15 protein-coding genes and 1 tRNA gene are annotated in these 20281 nt (G+C 57.4%); 10 read left to right on the plus strand and 6 right to left on the minus strand.

Annotation, left to right across the window (positions count from 1 at the left end):
• Positions 1 to 50: 50 nt before the first annotated feature.
• The 5 genes from ACN0WX_RS11505 to ACN0WX_RS11525 all read left to right on the plus strand — a co-directional run bounded on the left by ACN0WX_RS11505 (position 51) and on the right by ACN0WX_RS11525 (position 7332).
• Positions 51 to 1520: a sodium-dependent transporter gene (locus tag ACN0WX_RS11505; RefSeq protein ID WP_417622475.1), complete on the plus strand. Its 1470-nt coding sequence runs from the start codon at positions 51 to 53 to the stop codon at positions 1518 to 1520.
• Between the two features lie 3 nt (positions 1521 to 1523).
• Positions 1524 to 1727, plus strand: coding sequence for a DNA gyrase inhibitor YacG (locus ACN0WX_RS11510; RefSeq protein WP_417622476.1), 204 nt, complete (start codon positions 1524 to 1526; stop codon positions 1725 to 1727).
• A gap of 101 nt (positions 1728 to 1828) precedes the next feature.
• Positions 1829 to 1904: transfer RNA gene (locus tag ACN0WX_RS11515), tRNA-Phe, on the plus strand.
• A gap of 398 nt (positions 1905 to 2302) precedes the next feature.
• Entirely contained in the window at positions 2303 to 5950 is a 3648-nt protein-coding gene (putA, locus tag ACN0WX_RS11520; protein WP_417622477.1) for a trifunctional transcriptional regulator/proline dehydrogenase/L-glutamate gamma-semialdehyde dehydrogenase, read from the plus strand.
• A 350-nt stretch (positions 5951 to 6300) separates the two neighbouring features.
• Positions 6301 to 7332, plus strand: coding sequence for a hypothetical protein (locus ACN0WX_RS11525; protein WP_417622478.1), 1032 nt, complete (start codon positions 6301 to 6303; stop codon positions 7330 to 7332).
• Here ACN0WX_RS11525 and ACN0WX_RS11530 read toward each other — a convergent pair.
• From ACN0WX_RS11530 to ACN0WX_RS11555, 6 genes are all read right to left on the minus strand, one after another.
• Positions 7329 to 8282, minus strand: coding sequence for a ribose-phosphate diphosphokinase (locus ACN0WX_RS11530; RefSeq protein ID WP_417622600.1), 954 nt, complete (start codon positions 8280 to 8282; stop codon positions 7329 to 7331). The two genes, ACN0WX_RS11525 and ACN0WX_RS11530, sit on opposite strands and share 4 nt — an antisense overlap.
• A gap of 19 nt (positions 8283 to 8301) precedes the next feature.
• Entirely contained in the window at positions 8302 to 8691 is a 390-nt protein-coding gene (locus ACN0WX_RS11535; protein WP_417622479.1) for a hypothetical protein, read from the minus strand.
• 248 nt (positions 8692 to 8939) lie between these two features.
• Complete coding sequence (trxC, locus tag ACN0WX_RS11540) at positions 8940 to 9365, minus strand: thioredoxin TrxC (RefSeq protein ID WP_417622480.1); 426 nt, start codon at positions 9363 to 9365, stop codon at positions 8940 to 8942.
• A 218-nt stretch (positions 9366 to 9583) separates the two neighbouring features.
• Complete coding sequence (locus ACN0WX_RS11545; RefSeq protein WP_417622481.1) at positions 9584 to 10234, minus strand: phosphoribosyltransferase; 651 nt, start codon at positions 10232 to 10234, stop codon at positions 9584 to 9586.
• A 28-nt stretch (positions 10235 to 10262) separates the two neighbouring features.
• Complete coding sequence (locus ACN0WX_RS11550; RefSeq protein ID WP_417622482.1) at positions 10263 to 10913, minus strand: dienelactone hydrolase family protein; 651 nt, start codon at positions 10911 to 10913, stop codon at positions 10263 to 10265.
• Positions 10914 to 10924: 11 nt separating this feature from the next.
• Positions 10925 to 12268 carry an erythromycin esterase family protein gene (locus ACN0WX_RS11555; RefSeq protein WP_417622483.1) on the minus strand — a complete coding sequence of 448 codons (1344 nt, stop codon included), beginning with the start codon at positions 12266 to 12268 and terminating at the stop codon, positions 10925 to 10927.
• A 419-nt stretch (positions 12269 to 12687) separates the two neighbouring features.
• Between ACN0WX_RS11555 and ACN0WX_RS11560 the strand changes: the two genes are divergently transcribed.
• The 5 genes from ACN0WX_RS11560 to ACN0WX_RS11580 all read left to right on the plus strand — a co-directional run bounded on the left by ACN0WX_RS11560 (position 12688) and on the right by ACN0WX_RS11580 (position 20280).
• A complete protein-coding gene (locus ACN0WX_RS11560) occupies positions 12688 to 13698 on the plus strand; it encodes a sodium:calcium antiporter (RefSeq protein ID WP_417622484.1) in 1011 nt (336 codons plus the stop codon).
• 157 nt (positions 13699 to 13855) lie between these two features.
• Positions 13856 to 16543 carry a formate dehydrogenase subunit alpha gene (fdhF, locus tag ACN0WX_RS11565; protein WP_417622485.1) on the plus strand — a complete coding sequence of 896 codons (2688 nt, stop codon included), beginning with the start codon at positions 13856 to 13858 and terminating at the stop codon, positions 16541 to 16543.
• A 22-nt stretch (positions 16544 to 16565) separates the two neighbouring features.
• Complete coding sequence (gene acsA, locus ACN0WX_RS11570; protein ID WP_417622486.1) at positions 16566 to 18320, plus strand: acetate--CoA ligase; 1755 nt, start codon at positions 16566 to 16568, stop codon at positions 18318 to 18320.
• The gene (pdhA, locus tag ACN0WX_RS11575; protein WP_417622487.1) at positions 18317 to 19303 is read left to right on the plus strand and encodes a pyruvate dehydrogenase (acetyl-transferring) E1 component subunit alpha; all 987 of its coding nucleotides are present in this window, start codon (positions 18317 to 18319) and stop codon (positions 19301 to 19303) included. Before acsA ends, pdhA begins: the two co-directional genes overlap by 4 nt.
• Positions 19300 to 20280, plus strand: a complete 981-nt coding sequence (locus tag ACN0WX_RS11580; RefSeq protein ID WP_417622488.1) for an alpha-ketoacid dehydrogenase subunit beta — start codon at positions 19300 to 19302, stop codon at positions 20278 to 20280. The genes pdhA and ACN0WX_RS11580 overlap by 4 nt, the downstream gene beginning before the upstream one ends.
• Position 20281: the final 1 nt, after the last annotated feature.

Raw genomic sequence — 20281 nt, forward strand, 5'->3', positions numbered from 1 at the left:
ACGATGGTAACAAGACCGCAACCGGTCCAGAATATCGGGGAGTTCATAATATGGCAGGCGCAGTAGCACCGGGTGGTGAGGGCTGGTCCTCACGAACCGCATTTGTTTTGGCAGCGATCGGCTCGGCCGTGGGGCTCGGTAATCTCGTAAGATTTCCCGCCGAAGCGGGAGCCAATGGCGGTGGTGCCTTTGTCATATTCTATATTTTTTGTGTCCTGCTGATCGGCCTGCCGATCTTGCTGTCCGAAACGCTCATTGGTCGTCACGGTCAGGGGTCCGCGATTGAAAGCATGAAGAAGGTCGCGCTTGAATCCCGCGCATCACACTGGTGGTCGGTCGCCGCCGGTATCGGGATGATCGGTGCTTTCCTCATCCTCACCTATTATAGTGTGCTGGCGGGCTGGATTGTCCATTTCATCGGCGTGTTCGTCGGAGATTTTGCCGATGCCCTCGGTTCGGGCAACGTGGCTCAGGGCGCTTTGCAGGGCTATTCGGTCGATGAGGTTCAGGGCATATTGCCCGCTTTGCAAGCGAACAGCGGTGAGATGCTGGCGATGCACGCCATCTTCATGGCCCTCACAATATTTGCTGTCGGCCGCGGTGTCAGCAATGGCATTGAGAAAGTCGCCGTTTGGTTGATGCCGATCTTCTTCCTCTTGCTGATTGCCATCACCATCTACGGTGCGTTTACCGGATCATTTGCTGCGGCGCTCTCCTTTCTGTTTGATTTTGAACCGGCACGATTGCTTGATCCTTCGGTGCAGCTTTCGGCGCTTGGCCAGGCTCTTTTCTCGCTTTCTCTGGGGTCTGCACTGATGATTACCTATGGCGCTTATGCTGCGCGGGACATAAATCTCGCGAAAACATCCGCCCAGATTGCCACTGCAGATACGTCCGTGGCCATCATCGCCGGTCTCGCAATATTCCCAATCACCTTTGCGGCGCTTGCCCCTGCCAGCCTGACGGCCATATTGGACGGCCAGGAACAGGTGCAGGGCGGGCTCGGGTTGTTGTTCGTCAATCTGCCGGTCGCGTTCCAGACCATGCCGGCGGGTTCGCTGATCGGCTTGCTGTTCTTCATCATGGTCTTTTTTGCTGCGTTGACCAGCTCGGTTGCCCTGCTGGAGGCTTCTGTCAGCTGGGCTATCGGTCGCTTTAAAAAGCCACGTTGGCTGGTCACGATCATATTGGGCGGGCTTGCCTTTCTGATCGGCGCATGGGCAAGCTTCTCGTTCAACAGCCAGGCCGACTTTCAGCCATTGGATTTCATGATTTTTGCGGGGCAGCCGGTTTTCGGGATTCTCGATGAGCTTACCGCAAAAATACTTCTGCCCTCATCGGCGCTTCTCGTTGCCATATTTGTCGGCTGGGTAGCGGACCGGCGGTTGATTGACAGCGAAAACGGGCTCGACGGCAATTTGCATCGCACCTGGCTTTTTCTGGTGCGTTGGGTTTGTCCACTGGTCATATCGGCCATTCTGCTGTCCGGACTGTTCCCGGAACTTTTGGGGCATGGTTAGCAATTGGCTGGTACAAAACCCCCCAAATGTCCGGTATGTGGCAATCCAGGAACGGGCAAATGGACGCCATTCTGCAGCGCGGGCTGCAAGGATCGCGATCTGTTGCAATGGCTCGGGGAGGGCTATAAAATACCGGGACCAGCGGTTTCCCCGGATCAAATCGCCGATCATTTTGCCACCCATTCCGGCCGCGATGACGATGACTGAACAGCGGTAATAAAACCGCCATTTTTAGGCTGGACAAGCGGCAATCCCCCCGCCTATAGCGTCGCTTCCTAACGCGGCCAGCGCATTGCGCAGGTCCAGATGCCCGAGTAGCTCAGTTGGTAGAGCAAGCGACTGAAAATCGCTGTGTCGGTGGTTCGAATCCGCCCTCGGGCACCACGTTTTTCTCGAAATATGATATTTTGAGCAATATTCCGTGATGGCTAACGATAAACGGCGCCGATTGGCGGCGTTGCAGGGAAGCATGATGTGCGTTCATGACCCCAGAGACCTCACAAAATTAGTAATTTGGTCCTTTCCATGAAGAATCCTCCAGTCGCCAAAAGCGGCGTCACGGATCGATTTTGAAGGTATATTGTGTCAGGAGGGAATGAACTCGAACAGTCATCTTTATACCTCCCAGCGCATCGCCGGGCTTCCAATGACTGCCCGCTCTGCTGTCGATGAGGGATAACGACGCGAGCGCTTTATGTGCCGTTGTTGTTGTGGCCCGGGCACTAATATTGTAGCGCCAGCCAAACCTTACACTATAGCCTTTGTTTGTGATCGGATTCGCCGTGTACGAAGCAACCGAAACGACTCCCTTCAGGGATTTCGCGCCAGTCATTTCGCCTGTGACGCCTTTGCGCAGCGCGATTGCCGTTGCCTACCGGCGTCCGGAGGCCGATTGCATCCCGCCTCTTATTGAGGAAGCGCGCGTTTCTGATACCGAACGCAAGGCGATTGCCGAGACTGCACATGAACTTGTCAAAAGCATGCGCAAAAAGGGCCGTGGTGGTGGCATAGAAGGGCTGGTCAAGGAATATTCGCTCTCAAGCCAGGAAGGTGTGGCGCTGATGTGCCTGGCGGAAGCGTTGCTGCGCATACCCGACAATGCAACTCGTGACGCGCTGATCCGTGATAAAATTGCCAATGGCGACTGGCGTTCACACCTGGGAGACGGGCGTTCGGTCTTCGTAAATGCTGCTACGTGGGGACTGGTGGTCTCCGGGAAGCTCGTCTCGCCCATTAACGAACGGGGGCTGGGTTCGTCGCTGTCGGATCTACTCAAACGATCCGGCGAACCCGTGATCCGGAGCGGCGTCAATATGGCGATGCAGATGATGGGCGAACAGTTCGTGACCGGCGAGTCAATCGACAAAGCACTAAAGCGGGCCAACCGGAAGGAATCCGAGGGCTTCACCTACAGCTATGACATGCTGGGCGAGGCAGCGATGACAATGGCTGATGCCGACCGTTATTATGACGAATATGAGCGTGCCCTGCACGCCATTGGCACGGCATCTGACGGTCGTGGCGTTTATGCTGGGCCAGGCATTTCAATCAAGCTGTCGGCACTCCATCCGCGCTATGTCCGCGCGCAGGCCGGACGGGTGATGGATGAGCTGCTGCCGCGCGCGCGCGCTTTGGCCCTTCTCGCCAAGCGTTACGACATTGGCTTCAACATCGATGCGGAAGAGGCTGACCGGCTCGATCTGTCGCTCGATATCGTCGAAGCGCTCGCCCTCGACGAAAAGCTCGCCGGTTGGGACGGGCTGGGCTTCGTGATCCAGGCCTATGGCAAGCGCTGTCCCTATGTTATCGACTGGATTATTGATCTGGCACAGCGTTCAGGTCACCGGATCATGGTCCGCCTGGTCAAGGGCGCCTATTGGGACAGCGAGATAAAACGTACGCAGGTGGAAGGGCTGGCGTCCTTCCCGGTGTTTACGCGTAAGGTCCACACGGACGTCTCCTACCTTGCCAGTGCACGCAAATTGCTCGCCGCGCGCGACGTCGTCTTCCCGCAATTTGCGACGCATAATGCGCAAAGCCTGGCGACCATCTATCATCTGGCCGGAGATGAGTTTGCCATCGGCGATTACGAGTTTCAATGTCTCCACGGCATGGGTGAAGAGCTTTATGACGAAGTTGTCGGGCCCCACAAGCTGAACCGCCCCTGTCGCATCTACGCGCCGGTCGGAACCCATGAGACGCTGCTTGCCTATCTTGTTCGCCGCCTGCTTGAAAATGGTGCAAATTCGTCTTTTGTTAACCGGATCTGGGACGAGCATGTGTCGATAAACGACCTGATCGTCGACCCGGTGGCAGAGGCGGAACAAATCGAACCCGCTGGATCACGGCATCCGCTGATCTCGCTTCCGGCCGAGCTCTATCCTGATCGTCGCAACTCGCGCGGACTCGACCTCAGCGACGAAACGGTTCTTGCCAAAATGTCGAAAGGTCTGCGGGAAAGCGTTGCGGTTGACTGGCACGCGGAACCGATGATTGCCGGGCTCACAATTACCCGTGCGGCGGAAGATGTGCTCAATCCCGGCGACGAGCGCGATGTCGTTGGCCAGGTGATCTGGGCTACTCGGGAAGAAGCGGCTCAGGCCGCGCGTATATCGGCCGACGCATTTATTGATTGGTCGCAATCCGAGGTCGAGATGCGCGCTTGTGCATTGGAAATGGGGGCCGATTTGCTCGATCAGCGGATGGAGTCGCTGCTTGGGCTGATCATGCGGGAAGCGGGCAAGTCCCTGCCCAACGCTATTGCTGAAGTGCGCGAGGCGGTCGATTTTCTGCGTTATTATGCGGAGCAGGCCCGGGCGACGTTCGATGCGGATGTCGAACCACTCGGGCCGATCGTCTGCATCAGTCCATGGAATTTTCCCCTCGCGATCTTCACCGGCGAAGTTGCTGCAGCGCTGGTCGCCGGTAATAGCGTACTCGCGAAACCTGCCGAGGAAACGCCGCTGATCGCCGCACAGCTTGTGGCTATTCTGCATGAAGCCGGCATCCCGGAAAAGGTAGTGCAGATTGTGCCGGGCGACGGCTCGATTGGCGCCGCGCTGGTCGGCGCACCCGAGATCTGCGGCGTGATTTTCACCGGATCAACCGAAGTTGCCAAGCTGATCCAGCGGCAATTGGCCGAACGCACATTGCCGGATGGATCGCCGCTGCGGCTGATTGCCGAAACCGGCGGGCAAAATGCGATGGTCGTCGATTCATCGGCCTTGCCGGAACAAGTCGTGCGCGACGTTATTGCCTCCGCTTTTGACAGTGCCGGCCAGCGCTGCTCGGCATTGCGCATTCTGTGCGTGCAGGACGATATTGCCGACGAGCTGCTTTCCATGCTCAAGGGTGCGCTAGCCGAACTCAGGACAGGCCCGACCGACAAGCTGTGCGTTGATGTTGGTCCCGTGATAACCCGGTCGGCCAGCGAGACGATCACCGCCCATATCGAACGGATGCGCAAGGCAGGGTGCGCAATAGAGCAGCTGCAGCTGGACGAAACGACCCACAACGGCACATTCGTGTCTCCGACGATCATTGAAATCGAGGATATTGGCCAGTTGGGGCGCGAAGTCTTCGGCCCGGTCCTGCATGTGTTGCGTTATGGCCGCAAGCAAATCGGTGACGTCATGCGTCAGATTAACTCGACCGGATATGGCCTCACCTTTGGTCTGCACAGTCGCATCGACAAAACGATCGCCGAAGTCACCGCACAAGCACAGGTTGGCAATATCTATGTCAACCGCAATGTCATCGGCGCGATTGTCGGCGTTCAGCCTTTTGGTGGTCGTGACCTGTCGGGCACCGGACCCAAGGCGGGCGGGCCGCTTTATATTGGACGCCTGGTCAAAAATGCGCAGCGCAGCACCACAATTGAGCGCGGACCGGTTCTCGACCCCGATTATGAAGAACTCGCCCGCTTCGTTCGGCTCACTGAAGATGCGCCCGCGCCTTATGGCCACAAAGCGCCGCGGCTCGATTCCTTCGTCGAACTGCCTGGTCCGGTGGGTGAGAAGAACCTCTACGGGGTGCATCCACGTGGCCGTGTATTGTTGCTGCCGGCGACCGCGGAAGGGCTGCGCGATCAGCTGCTCGCTATTTTCGCGACCGGCAATTTGCCGTTTCTGCCCGACAGTGACGCGACCCGTGCGCTTGCGGCCGATCTTCCCCCATCGGTGGCCCAGCGTCTGCAATGGACGACGAACTGGCAGGCAGGGCGGCCTTTCGCACAGGTTTTGATCGAGGACACGGGCGGGGATATCCGTCCCCAGCTCAAGGCGGTGGCAGAGCAGAATGGGTCGATTCCGATCGTCCAGCTCGGGATCGGCAAAGGTGGATATCGGACCGACTGGCTACTCGAGGAAATCGCAATTTCCATCGACACCACCGCGGCGGGGGGCAATGCCAGCCTGATGGCGGCGGTGTAGTCGACTAAAAAGGCACTATATTTTTAAATCTTATGGCTGTGTACGGGCAATAATTTGCAGCCGCTGATCGTCTAGCTTTGGGCGCAAAGCAATCTTGCCTTGCGACGCTGAAGCCTCGTTACCGGTTTCTTCCAGAATAATGCACGGGCTTCACAAGTAAAACCGGTATTCTTCCCTATGTAGAATCACGCACTTTCCTTGGATTGAAAATCCGAGAACGGTAGAGTGGACCATGATCTGGTTTTACAATTCCGTTCGCCGGATATCGGGAATTGGAATAGGTCAATCAGGGGGCGGTAGAATCGGGAAAAGCAACGGTCAGCAAGATAAAGATCAGTGGCGGATAGCATATGCAGGATAATTCAAACGGCAATCAAACGCAGGAGGGACAGGTCGATCCTGTGCTGTTTGAATTCCTGAGCAACGGCAAAAGCTACGGTCTGCCCGATCATCCTGTCGAAATAATCGAAAGCCATATGTCGCTGGTCTTTCTGGTCGGCGACCGGGCCTATAAAATGAAGAAGCCGCTGCGGCTCGACTTTCTTGACAATCACGACTTGCCGGCACGCCTGTTGAACTGCCAGCGGGAATTCAAGCTGAACCGGATTTTCTCACCGGAAATATATCTGGATCTGGTTCCGGTGACCGCTAATGCTCGCGGGGATTTGGAACTCGACGGCGCGGGCGAACCTGTGGAATGGCTCGTTGTGATGCGCCGTCTGGGCGAGGAGAAGCTGCTCGACCATGCCATTCAAGCCCGTTGCGTGACGCCCGAGCATATTGCCGCACTCGCCGGGCTTCTCGGCAATCTCTACCGGCAGACCGAGAAAATCCCGATCTCGGGGCAGGAGGCGATTGATAACTGGTTATCCCTGATGGACCGGAATGAACAATCATTACGCGCTCCCGAATTTGGGCTGGACCTGACAGCAGTCAACAGGATTGCGACGGACCTCCGGCGATTTCTTGCCAGCAACAGGAATGTTATTTTTGACCGTGTGGAACAGGGGTGGATCAGAGATGGCCACGGTGACCTGCGTCCTGAACATGTCTATCTTGGGCCGCCGGTCCGGCTCATCGACCGTCTGGAATTCGACCCGCAACTGCGCTGGCACGACCCTTTTGAGGAAGTGGCCGATCTGGGGCTGGAATGCGAACGGCTTGGGGCACCCTGGATATATCCGCTGTTGAAAGAAAAGCTCGGTGATGAACTGGGGACACCGCCGTCCGAAGCCCTGCAGAATTTTTACGCCGGTGTGCACGGATGCGTACGCGCGCGGCTGGCCATTGAACATCTGCGTTTTGATCGGCAGCAGTCGGCCAAATGGCTGAAACGCACCGAAGACTGCCTGCGGATCACCGCCAAATATGCCTGCTCCTAATTATAAGGAAGCAGGTCATACAAAGCGTTGCCATTGTGCAGGCAGTCTATCGCATCGGCGAGCAGGCCAGCCACTGATATGATCTGCAAGCGATCGGATTGCACGCCGCTGGCAGCTTGTACGCTGTCGGTGACGATGATTCGATCTGGCCCCGCTTCACCGAACAATGTCGCAGCACCTTCCGTGAACAGACCATGGGTAGCCACAGCATAGATTTTTCCAGCTCCATGCTTGCGGCAAGCCTGCACCGCGCGCATGACCGTCCCGCCGCTGCCGATCATGTCATCAACAATAATCGCCGTCCGTCCCTTAACATCTCCGGCAAATAACGACCCGGAAACCACGTCTGCGCTGCGATGTTTTTCGAGCATTGCGTTGCCGACCGGCTTTCCCATATCCTTTTCGAGCACCGAACGGAACAGCTCGGCCCGCTTGGCTCCGCCAGCATCGGGAGAGACAACCACAACCGGACCGTCACCCAGGACAGGGCGGATATGGTCGGCCATTAATCGTGCCGTGGCCAGATTTTCTGCACGGCAGATAGGGAAGGCATTTTCAAAGGCCGCAATATTGTGAATCTCCAGTGTGACCAGAACATCCGTACGCATGGCCTCGAACAGGGCCGCTACATAACGGCTGTTTACCGGATCCCGCGATTTGGTGCGGCGATCCTTGCGTGAATAAGGAAGATAGGGCGCAATTGCCGTCACCCGCGCCGCGCCTGCCTGTTTCAGCGAGCCAATGAAGAAGAGCAGCTTTACAAGCTTGTCATTGGCCGATTGGCCAGCATCGCCTTCAAGCTGGTGAATGACATAGGCATCGCGATTACCGACCTCGATCAGGGACCGGGATTTGTGTTCGCCATTCTCAAAGTCTCGCTCCTCATGGGCGCTGATGGGCACCCCCAGGCGTTTCGATATAGATTGTCCCAGCGCCAGGCTGTCTTGCATGCAGAAAAGGAGCGGTGGTTCAGACACGGGCAAGATACCGATCCGCCGCGGCAACCGCAGGGTGCTCAGCTGCGGCAGCTTTTACCGCCGCAGGTATGTTGCTGAACGCGAAGGGACCCTCCAGAATCGCCCCGTCATTCAGTCGCTCGCGTGCGCGGAGGGGGTCCGTGGTAACCAGCAGCGCTGGCACATTATATTTTACGCAAATTTTGCGGGCTGCTTCCACCGGATCTCCGGAATCCAGGCCGTCGCCCACCAACAGCAAATCCGGCAGACGGGCGTCGGCAATCGCCACTGCATCCTCCTCGGTCCAAACATGGTCGAACGAGTCAAATCCAAGCTTCGACAGATGTTTCGTCAAAATGCTGCCGATGGCCATATTGCCTTCGATGATCAGTACATGCTTCATGATAGCTGCTCTTCATTCCGACCCTGGACATATCCGATATTGGAAATGGCATCGTAGCGGGATGATATCCGTTTTTCTCTAGGTAGAGTCCCTGACAATGATGCGTGGTGGCTTCATCACCAATCCAGAGCGCGACCGTGAAGATGGGCGGATGCGAGCGGACAATTGCCGGTGGTTAGTCGAAAGGCGGGTATGGCTATCGCACAGGCTGTCTCCGGAACGCTACAGCGCGACTCCGCCACTCGACTTTACGGCAGAGCGGCGTTGGTCCACGCGACGATCGAAGAGGTGGGCATGGCGCCAGCCGTCCGGGATAGCTCCTTGCCGTTCGCCAGAAGTATGAGCGACGGTATCGACTGAATGCGATATCTCGAAGCGATGGCCTGTTCCGCCTCGGTATCCAGTTTTCCCAATCTCACCCGGGGCTCGAGTTGCTGGGCTGCTGCTGAGAAGGCGGGGGCCATCTGACGGCATGGACCGCACCAGCTTGCCCAGAAATCCACCAGCAACGGTATGTCGCTCATCGCGGAATGTTTCTCAAAATTGACCGAGGTCAAGGTTACCGGCTGGCCGGAAAAAAGAGCGTTTCCGCATCGTCCGCATTTGCCGTGATCGCCCAATTTGTTCGGCGGAACGCGATTGGCGGTATTGCAGCTGGGGCAAATTATTTTCATGGTCTCGCGTGCTTTTCCTGTGTTTGTTTTTTCGCCTGATCACGCCGGATGAAATTATGTATTTCATTTCTTACTGGCGGTTCGCTGACCAGTTTCGCAATCAGGCGGTCACCGCCGCCCGATTCCGCACCTGATGAAAAAGGATTGATTCTGCGCATTATCTGGTTCGGTCTCGGTCTTGACCCTCGGCTGTCAAGAATCTCAGGCTGTATGGCAAATCAAGCACCCCTCAGCGAATCCATCAAGGAAATAATCTCGCTATCTTCCGTCTGATTGAAGTTTTGGTAAAATGCGCCGACAGCCCCGAAATCGACCGGTACGTGCAAGCATATGATTTCATCACACTGGCTTTCCAACTCTGCCAGCGTCGATCGCGGCGCAACCGGAACGGCGAGGATGGTCCGTCGGGGCCGGTTTTCCTGCACACCCTTGAGTGCGGCTTTAACCGTGCCGCCGGTCGCGATGCCGTCATCGACGATGATGATTGTCCTGTCGGCAAGATCGACGGGCTTTCGGTCGCCACAATAGATTTTCCGCCGGCGCTCGATTTCCGCGAGTTGCCGCTGCACCTCGTTGCGAATATATTCGGGGCTTGGCGCAATCTGCCGGACAATATCCTCATTCATGACCAATTGTGGATTCGCCCCGTCAATAACAGCGCCCATGCCATATTCCGGCCATCCGGGTGCGCCAATTTTACGCACCATCAGCAAATCAAGCTCAGCATCCAGCGCCTTGGCGACTTCATAGGCGACGGGAACACCGCCGCGGGGCAGAGCGAGTATCACCGGGTTTTCGGCGGCCTTGTCGGCCAACCTGGCCGCGAGCTGTCGACCGGCATCCCGGCGATCTGCGAATAATCTAGTCATTTGGTCCCTCGATGTTCCTTTGATATGGTCATTGGAAATATGCGCTAAACCATGCGCTGGTATGGACGATCACTTCTTCCAGTGTGCCCGGTTCTTCAAACAGATGGCTCGCGCCTCTGACGATGGTCATTCTCTTGGGTGCCGATATTGCATCAAATGCCTGTTTGTTCAGTTCAATTACCTGTTCATCAAGGCTTCCCACGAGCAGGAGAGTGGGCGTCTGAACATTGCCCAGCCATGCACCCGCAAGATCGGGCCGACCGCCACGCGAGACGACCGCTGCTACTTCCGGTTCATCCCGGGCTGCGGCAACGAGCGCGGCACCGGCACCGGTACTGGCACCGAAATATCCGATCGGCATCGCCGAAGCCGACCATTGTTCCCGGACCCATCGGCCCGCCATCGACAGGCGCGACGCCAGCAGCCCGATATCGAAAACATTGGCCCGTTCCTGTTCCTCTTCCGGCGTCAGAAGGTCCAGCAGCAATGTGCCAAAGCCATCGTCCCGGAGCGCGGAGGCAACATAGTTGTTGCGCGGGCTCAGCCGCCCGCTGCCACTACCATGCGCAAAAATGACCATGCCGATTGCATTGGGCGGAATGGCCAGAATCGCCCGTAGTCCGGCTGGCGCGATTTCTATTTCCATCGGTTTGATTTCTTCGGGGACATTACGGGTCATGCCAGCTCTCCTTACAGGCCGAAAGGATAGGTTTCGGGCGCGCCATGTGGCTTTTCATGGCCAAGGGGCGTGACCGCCCTGGTGGTTTCAAACCAGACATAGGCATCAAACTGGTCCGCCAGAATTGCTTCGAAATAGTGGCTGGCAAACTCGGTTTCCGGGCGGTAGACGACGCCGATCGCGCGTTCGAGCAGCGGTTCGCGCAACATATGGGCGAATTTCTGTTTCTCCCGTCCGCGCCAATCGGTCAGCGAGCGGGCATAGCCGGTCATGCGGAAGGCATGTTCGTAGCTGTCGGGCCGGGCCGGGCGTAGTTTCTTGATCTGCATGTCAGCGCCCCAGTCGCTGGCTGCGGCGACCGTACCATTGTCGGTCCCGAAGCCGATGCAGACAGCATCATCCCCGTAAGCGATGCGGGCAAGCTGTCCGATGTTAAACTCGCCGCGCCAACCCATTGCGGTTGCTGACGCATCGCCGATATGGGAATTGTGTGCCCAGACAACTGCCTTGGTGCCAACGCCGCGATGGGCAATAATCGCCTGCAGCGTTTCGAACATATGGCGATCGCGCAGGTTCCACGACGCTGCGCCGCCCTCATAGATGGCTCGATAGTAACGCTCGGCAGCGGCCACGATTTTCGCATTTTGCGCGGCATCAAACCATTTTTCGCCATCATCCTCGAGATATTTGAGCCGCTTGAAAAAGAGTTGCTGGATCTGTTCAACCGCTGCGTCTTCGCAGGCTTGCTGCTGCCCACGGACCACCGCCTTGCCATATTCGGCCGGATGGTCCTGCCAGGGTGTCAGGCAACCATAGCGCCAGCGGGCCCGCGAGGCTTCACCCGGGTCAACGGCATCAAGATATTCCAGCACGGACGCAATGGACTCGCTCAGGCTGTAAACGTCCAGGCCGTGAAACGAAGCCTGGGCGAAATCCTCTCTGCCTTCATTATGATGCCGGAGCCAGTCGGCAAAGGCCAGCACCTCCTGATTACGCCACATCCATGTCGGAAAGCGAACAAAGCTGTCTCCGCGACGGGGGCGCGGGTCATGATGGCGGACATAGCCGTCAATCCTGGCGGCATCGGGCCAGTCCGCTTCGACTGCGACAACCGTAAATCCGTGTTTTTCAATCAGTCGGCGGGTTATTGCAGCGCGCGCATTGTAAAATTCCGATGTGCCGTGCGTGGCTTCGCCGAGCAGAACCACCTGCGCATCGGCAAACCGGTCAAAAAATGCACCGAATTCGTCGTATTTTTCCGGCTGGGGGATGATCTCCGCATGGTCGCGCAGCGCTGCTACAAGCTCATCTGAAGCTGTTCGGGGCCTTCGGTCCAGGTTGATCGGTTGGTTCATCAGTCATACCTCGGCTAGCAATTTGACGATAGCCACCGTCAATCATTGATGGGCTGCCAGTGCCGGTGGCACACGATCAAGAATGACGATCTCATCATATAGGTTCATTGCTGTGCATGATATTTTTTCACGGTCAGCATTGTACCATTTTCAGTAACCTGACTCGATGGATACAGATGTTCTGTCCCGGTTGCAGTCGTGGATTCTACGTATTCGCAGAGTGGTCTTTATGGCAAGAACCGCTGCTTCGCCTTACGTCCCCTGTTGCCAATATTGCGGCAAATAGGGACTTTACCTAGCGAAATGGGTGCCAACGCGGTCTAGAATCCGAGTCGGGTTGGCAAATATAGAAGAGCAGAGATTAGTTGATGAGCCATGCATTCTTGCGATCAAGGGTCTGAAGAGGGCGATAGGACACAATGACATCCTATATTCTGGTCTGGTTGCAATTGGGTGGATGCGCTCTGGTCATCTGTCTGGCCGGCCCGTTTCTGGTACATTATGCGGAACGCATTTCCGCCAGTACAGGACTGTCGCAAAGCTGGATCGGGCTTTTTCTGCTGGCGACGGCTACATCCCTGCCTGAACTTGTTACCGGCATCAGCTCGGTTGCTGCCGCTGCCGCTCCCAATATCGCGGTTGGCGATGCCTTGGGAAGCTGTGTCTATAATCTGCTCCTGCTGGTCCTGCTGGATGCGTTCACGCGCGACGAATCCGTCTATGGCCGGATAGACCAGAGACACATATTGACGGCAGGATTCGGAGTCGTGATGCTCGCATTGGTCGGTATGCTGGTGCTTGTCGCGCGCGACGATCTGGACCTGCGCTTCTATCATGTCAGTATCTACACACCGTTGCTGATAGTGCTCTATTTCGTCGCCATGCGCGCTGCGTTTTTCTATGATAAAAAGCTCGCGATCATGTCTGACGGTCCGCCGTGGGAACCTGACGGTTCGCTTGGCAAGGCCATCCGCGGATATGCTATTGCCGCTGCGGTCGTCGTGATAATCGGAATCTGGTTGCCGTTTATCGGGCAACAGATAGCCGAGATCATGTCCTGGAAAACCAGTTTTGTCGGGACATTGTTCATTGCAGGTACCACCTCCCTGCCGGAGCTGGTGGTGATCATAACGGCGATGCGCCTCGGTCGGATCGACATGGCGATCGCCGGACTGCTGGGTAGCAATCTCTTCGATATCCTGATCATAGCCATTGATGATATCGCCTATGTAGACGGTTCGATCTATGCGGCTGCATCGCCGGTCCACGCGGTATCCGCGCTTGCCGCTGTCATGATGTCGGGAATTTTCACCGTGGCGTTGCTGTACCGCCCGGGCAACCGCTTTTTTGGGATTATCGGCTGGGTCAGCATTGCCTTGATCACGGTATTTCTGCTCAGTTCCTACATTCTCTATCTGCAAGGCGTGTAATCCCGATGCGTCGCAGGCCGTTCGCCGTGCGGCCTTGCCAGTCGGATGCGCTGCTGCCCCTCCATCGGATTTGCGGCAGATCGGTCCGTAACATTACGGAATGCGGTGCTTCCCGGAATCCGGTCCACTGTGGCCAGCAGGAACAGGGAGCATATTCTTGGTACAATGCACCATTGATGGAGAAAAGATATCGGTCGGCGCCGATACCAGCATCCTGGATGCAGCCCTGCGCGCGGGCATTGAAATCCCTGCCATCTGTCACGACGATCGCTGTGATCCGAATGGAAGTTGCCGGATGTGCCTCGTCCGGATTCAGGGGCGCGATGAACTCGTCACCGCCTGTCAGACCAGGGTCGAAGCAGGAAGCTGGATCGCCACTCACAATGCGGAGCTTGACCAGTTTCGCAAAACCGAGCTGCAATGGTATGCCGCGCATGTCTCGCCGCGTGATTTTGCAGAGTTTCCCGACAAGTTGCTCCACCGGCTGATGCGGGAATATAATGTCCCGCCGTCCGGGAAAATCTCGGCTCCGGAAGATCTTGATCTGTCGATGCCGCAAATCCGTGTCGACATGAACCAGTGCATAGATTGTCTGCGCTGCGTCAGTATTTGCGAGGAAGTACAGGGCGAAAGCGTCTGGCATGAAATCGCGCGCGGCGACGAAAGCCGTATCGTTCCCAAGCGCGGTGCGCTGCTCTCGGAAGGCGGCTGTGTCGCTTGCGGGGCCTGCGTCGACACCTGTCCCACCGCCGCACTGACGGACGCCGCAAGCGGGCAGGCAGAAAGCTGGACGCGCACCACCTGCGCCTATTGCGGTGTCGGTTGCGAACTCGAAATGGGTGTCTCGGCCGGACGGATCGTGGCGTCACGGCCCTGTCACCAGGCTCCGGTCAACAAGGGGCATGCCTGCGCCAAGGGCCGCTACAGCTTCGGCTTTACGCACAGCGAGGACCGGGTTCTGCAACCGCAGATTCGTGAACAGGGCCTCTGGAAAGCGGCCGGCTGGGACCACGCTTTAGCCGCGACGGCGGACGCGCTGCAATCGGTCATCAACGACCATGGCCCCGATGCAATCGGTGTGCTGGCGTCGTCGCGGTCGACCAATGAAGATAGTTATCTCGCCCAGAAATTTGCCCGGATGGTCATCGGCACCAACAATATCGATTGCTGCGCCCGCGTCTGTCACACGCCGACCGCGGCTGCGATGAAGGCTATATTGGGTGCCGGGGCGGCGACCAACAGCTTTGACGATATCGAGCGCGCCTCAACGATCCTTGTGGCGGGGGCAAATCCGCTGGAATGCCACCCCGTTGCGGGTGCGCGTATCCGGCAGCAGGTGCTCCGCGGCGATAGCAAGTTGATCGTCATCGATCCGCGCCGCACAGAGCTGGCGGAGATAGCCACCATTCACCTTGCGCTGAAACCGGGAACCGATATCGCGCTGCAAAATGCGATTGCCCATGTGATCATATCCGAGGGCCTTCATGACCGGGCGTTTATCGCGGAGCGGGTAGATGATTTTGACGCCTATGCGGAGAATGTGGCCGACTTGACACCCGCGCGCGCGGCCGAGATTTGCGAATTGTCTGCCGATGATATTCGCACAGCGGCGAGAATCTATGCAAGCGGCGGGCCCGCCTATTGCGCCCATGGTCTGGGCATAACCGAACATGTCCAGGGAACCGAGGGTGTGATGGGGCTGGTCAATCTGGCCCTGATTACCGGCAATATCGGCCGACCCGGTTCCGGCATCAATCCGCTACGCGGGCAGAATAATGTTCAGGGCACCGCCCATATGGGCTGCGATCCCGGCATATTGGCCGGAGCGCAGCCGGTCCGCGAAGCGCGGAAAGCTTTCGAACAGGCATGGGACACAAGCCTGCCGACTGGTCAGGGCCTTCATCTCATGCAGATGATCGACGCGGCGGCGGAAGGGAAGCTGAAGGCGCTGGTCGTGATTGGTTATGATATTGCTGCCACACTCGCCCACGAGAGCGAAGTCGCCAGGGCTCTGGCGAAAATCGATCACGTCATTGTGATCGATCTGTTCGAAACGGAAACGTCCAGACGGTTCGGCGATATTTTCCTGCCCGCAGCCTCCAGCTTCGAAAAAGACGGGACATTCATGAACGCCGAACGCCGGATTCAGTCTGTACGAAAACTGGTCGATCCACCGGGCACGGCCAGGGCGGACTGGCAGATTATCAGCGATCTTGCCGCCCAAATGGGCGCGGGTGAGGCTTTTGCCTATGCCTCACCCGAAGCGATATGGGACGAAATTCGCCAGGTTTGGCCGGCGGCGGCCGGAATCACCTACCAGCGGCTGGATGATCATGGATTGCAATGGCCATGCCCTCATGAAGACCATCCGGGAACCACCATCCTGCATGAAGAAGCTTTTCCGCATGGTCCAAAGGCGCGCCTGAGACCAATGCATTTCCGTCCCACGCCCGAGGAGACCGATACGGATTATCCGATCATGCTCAGCACGGGTCGCAATCTCTTTCAGTTCAATGTCGGGACGATGACCCGGCGTTCGAGTATTTTGCAGCTCCGGCCTACCGACACGCTTGATATGGCCGCTGCAGATGCGTCTGCCCGGGGATTGACCGAAGGCAGTTTCGCACGGGTCCAGAGCCGCTACGGTAAATCGAGGCTGCGCGTCCATATCAGCGAGCAGATCGCTCCCGGCCGGGCCTTTACCACCTTCCATGATCCCTCGCGCCACGTGAACCGGCTCACCGGTCCACATCGTGACCGGATGGTGGGCGCACCGGAATATAAGGTGACGGCGGTACGGATCGATCGATGCCGGAATGAGGAAGAGAGAAGGGACGTGAAATGACATTGTGGAGAAGGATCGCACCATGACAGTCGAACCGATCGGTAAATCTGCGGCTCAGCGCAACAGGGCCAATATGCGTGAATATAATCAGGCGGTGGCGAATTTTTCTTGGGAAAATGCCAGTCGCTCTCTGGGCGGGCCAAAGGCTGATATGCTCAATATCGCATATGAGGCGGTCGACCGTCATGTCGCAGAGGGAAAGGGCAATATTGTCGCGCTCCGCTGGATATCCCGTGACGGGGCAAGACGGGAATTTACCTATACTGATCTCAAGGTTGAAACCGACCGGTTCGCACGGATGCTGCAGGACCTGGGAGTGCAGCGTGGAGAGCGAGTTTTTTCGCTGCTTGGCCGGGTTCCCGAACTGTACTTCGCCGCTCTCGGCAGCCTGAAAGCGGGCGCGGTATTTTGTCCCTTATTCTCGGTATTCGGGCCGGAGCCGGTGCGGGCGCGGATGGAGATTGGGGAAGCCAGCGTTCTGGTCACGACCCGGAATTCCTACCAACGAAAGGTTGCATCCTCGCGCACTGACCTGCCCGCGCTCCGTCACGTCTTGCTTGTCGATGGCGGTGAAGACCTGCCAGAGGATACGATCGACATGGCCAGCCTGCTGGCCGAAACCGACACAGCTTTCGATATTGCGGAAACAGCGGCAGAAGATATTGCGCTCCTGCATTTCACCAGTGGCACCACCGGGAAGCCGAAAGGTGCACTGCATGCGCATGCCGCTGTCATCGCCCACAAGGAAACCGGTCGCATTGCGCTCGATTTGCACCCCGGTGACATTTACTGGTGCACAGCCGATCCCGGATGGGTGACCGGCATGTCTTACGGCATTATCGCGCCGCTCACCAACGGCATCACCATGCTGGTCGACTCGGGTGAGTTCAATGCCGAATCCTGGTACGGGTTTCTGGAGAAGGAACGCGTCACAATTTGGTATACGGCGCCGACCGCGATACGGCTGTTGATGATGGCCGGTGATGACCTGGTCGGCGCATATGACCTGTCCGCGCTCCGTTTCATGGCCAGTGTCGGTGAACCGCTCAACCCGGAAGCAGTGGTCTGGAGCCAACGTGTTTTTGGCCAGCCCTTTCATGACAATTGGTGGCAAACGGAAACCGGCGGTATCATGATTTCCAACTATGCCGCCATGGATGTGAAGCCGGGTTCCATGGGGAAGCCGCTGCCGGGTATTGAAGCTGCCATCGTGGACCCCGGTGACGGAGAAGTGAAAATCATCAGCAGCCCGATGACCACGGGGCATCTGGCACTGAAGCCGGGCTGGCCATCGATGTTCCGCGGCTATCTCAACGAAGAAGCGCGCTATCAAGCCTGTTTCAAGGATGGCTGGTATCTGTCCGGTGATCTGGCGATGCAGGATGAGGATGGATATTTCTGGTTCGTCGGCCGCGCGGACGATGTGATCAAATCGGCCGGTCATCTGATCGGTCCGTTTGAAGTGGAAAGCGCCTTGATCGAGCATCCCGCCGTTGCCGAGGCAGCGGTCATCGGCGTACCTGATGATCGTGCCGGCGAGATTGTGAAGGCCTATGTCCTGCTCAATCCCGGCTACCAGGGCGACGAACAGCTGCAAAAGTCCCTACTGGGACATGCCCGGAAACGTTTGGGGTCAGCCATCGCCCCCCGCCAGATCGTTATTGTTGACGATCTGCCACGGACCAAGTCAGGCAAAATCATGCGCCGCCTGCTCAAAGCGCGCGAACTAGGATTGCCGGAAGGCGATCTGTCGACCTTGGAAAGGGCATCGAAATGACCAGCCCCAAACTGAAACTCGATCATGCACATTGCCGGACGCTGCTGAAGCAGATGCTTCGCGTTCGCAGGTTCGAGGAAAAATGCGCGGAACTGTACACCACAGAAAAAATCCGCGGATTTCTGCATCTCTATATCGGCGAGGAAGCCGTTGCGACCGGCGTGATGCAGTCCCTGCGTGAGGAAGATGCGGTCGTGGCCACCTATCGCGAACATGGTCACGCGCTTTTGCGCGGGGTTCCGGCAACCGAAATCATGGCGGAAATGTATGGCAGGCAGGAAGGTTGCAGCCGGGGGCGCGGCGGTTCGATGCACCTTTTTCACGCGCCGACCCGCTTCTATGGCGGCAATGCGATTGTCGGCGGCGGATTGCCGCTGGCCGTCGGCCTCGCCCTTGCCGACAAGATGCAAGGCAAGCCAAATGTCACGACGGTCTTTTTTGGCGAAGGTGCTGCAGCGGAAGGCGAGTTTCACGAAAGCCTGAATCTGGCGGCATTGTGGAATCTGCCAGTGCTTTTCGTTTGCGAGAATAATCTTTACGCGATGGGAACAGCGCTCGAGATTTCCGAGTCCGAGACCGACATCCATGCCAAGGCCGCCGCATATAAAATGCCATCGGAGGCGGTTGACGGTATGAACGTGGTCGATGTGGAAATCGCGGCCAGAAAGGCGGTAAATGTCATCCGCCAGGGTGGCGGGCCGGTTTTTCTGGAATGTCGTACCTATCGATTCAGGGCGCATTCCATGTTCGATCCGGAACTATACCGGGAAAAGAAAGAGGTGCAGGAGTGGACCGAGGCCGGGCCGATCAAACGCTTTCAGTCATGGGCGATGCAGGCGGGTGAATTGAATCCGGATGATGTTGAGGAAATTGAAAGCGAGGTTGCTCGGGAAGTCGAGCAAGCCGTTGAATTTGCAGAAGCCGGAACCTGGGAGCCGGTCGAGAATCTGTTGGCCGACGTCGGTGCGGAGGCAAGGATATGAGCGAGCAGTTGACCTACCGGGAAGCGGTGCGCGCGGCCATCCGCGAAGCGATGATCGCGGATGAGCGCGTGTTTCTGATGGGCGAGGATGTCGGTCACTATGGTGGCTGTTATGCCGTCAGCATGGGCCTGCTGGAGGAATTCGGGGCCGAGCGGATCCGGGATACACCGCTATGTGAATCCGGTTTTACCGGAGCGGGCATAGGGGCAGCCCTTGGCGGGATGCGGCCGATTGTTGAAATCATGACCTGTAATTTTGCGCTGCTCGCTCTCGACCAGATCATGAACAGTGCGGCGACGCTTCGTCATATGTCTGGCGGGCAGTTCAATGTGCCGTTGGTCATCCGCATGGCAACCGGCGCCGGGAGGCAATTGGCAGCGCAGCATTCGCACAGTCTGGAAGGCTGGTTTGCCCATATTCCCGGCCTCAGGATATTGGCACCGGCCACGGTTGCCGATGCACGTTTCATGCTCGCGCACGCGCTCGAGGATCCCGACCCGGTACTGATCTTTGAAAATGCTTTGCTTTATAATCACACAGGAAATGTGCCCGATGATCGGGATGCCATAGACATTGATCATGCCAGCATCATGCGTGAAGGCAGCGATCTCAGTCTGATCACTTATGGTGGTTCGCTCTGGAAATGTCTGGAAGCCGCCGAAAAATTGTCTGGAATGGGTGTCTCCGCCGAGGTTCTGGATTTGCGCGTCTTGCGCCCGCTCGACGAGGCAACCATTCTTGCATCCGTATCGAAGACGCGGCGCACATTGATCGTCGATGAAGGATGGCGTTCCGGTAGCCTGGCCGCTGAAATCATGGCGCGCATCATGGAACAGGGATTCTGGACGCTGGACGCACCGCCGACCCGGCTGTGCAGCGCGGAAGTCCCAATACCCTATGCCAAACATATGGAAGACGCCGCGCTTCCGCAGGTGGCTACCATTGTCCAGGCTGCCCAGAAACTGTTGGGGGCTTAGG

Source organism: Parasphingorhabdus sp. (assembly GCF_048269915.1).
Lineage (GTDB): Bacteria > Pseudomonadota > Alphaproteobacteria > Sphingomonadales > Sphingomonadaceae > Parasphingorhabdus.

Coding starts and splice junctions, on each gene's coding strand:
- ACN0WX_RS11560 (WP_417622484.1), top strand. CDS start 12,688: ATGACATCCTATATTCTGGTCTGGTTGCAATTGGGTGGATGCGCTCTG.
- trxC (WP_417622480.1), bottom strand. CDS start 9,365: ATGAAAATAATTTGCCCCAGCTGCAATACCGCCAATCGCGTTCCGCCG.
- ACN0WX_RS11550 (WP_417622482.1), bottom strand. CDS start 10,913: ATGACCCGTAATGTCCCCGAAGAAATCAAACCGATGGAAATAGAAATC.
- ACN0WX_RS11580 (WP_417622488.1), top strand. CDS start 19,300: ATGAGCGAGCAGTTGACCTACCGGGAAGCGGTGCGCGCGGCCATCCGC.
- ACN0WX_RS11545 (WP_417622481.1), bottom strand. CDS start 10,234: ATGACTAGATTATTCGCAGATCGCCGGGATGCCGGTCGACAGCTCGCG.
- pdhA (WP_417622487.1), top strand. CDS start 18,317: ATGACCAGCCCCAAACTGAAACTCGATCATGCACATTGCCGGACGCTG.
- acsA (WP_417622486.1), top strand. CDS start 16,566: ATGACAGTCGAACCGATCGGTAAATCTGCGGCTCAGCGCAACAGGGCC.
- ACN0WX_RS11525 (WP_417622478.1), top strand. CDS start 6,301: ATGCAGGATAATTCAAACGGCAATCAAACGCAGGAGGGACAGGTCGAT.
- ACN0WX_RS11505 (WP_417622475.1), top strand. CDS start 51: ATGGCAGGCGCAGTAGCACCGGGTGGTGAGGGCTGGTCCTCACGAACC.
- ACN0WX_RS11535 (WP_417622479.1), bottom strand. CDS start 8,691: ATGAAGCATGTACTGATCATCGAAGGCAATATGGCCATCGGCAGCATT.
- ACN0WX_RS11555 (WP_417622483.1), bottom strand. CDS start 12,268: ATGAACCAACCGATCAACCTGGACCGAAGGCCCCGAACAGCTTCAGAT.
- ACN0WX_RS11530 (WP_417622600.1), bottom strand. CDS start 8,282: ATGCAAGACAGCCTGGCGCTGGGACAATCTATATCGAAACGCCTGGGG.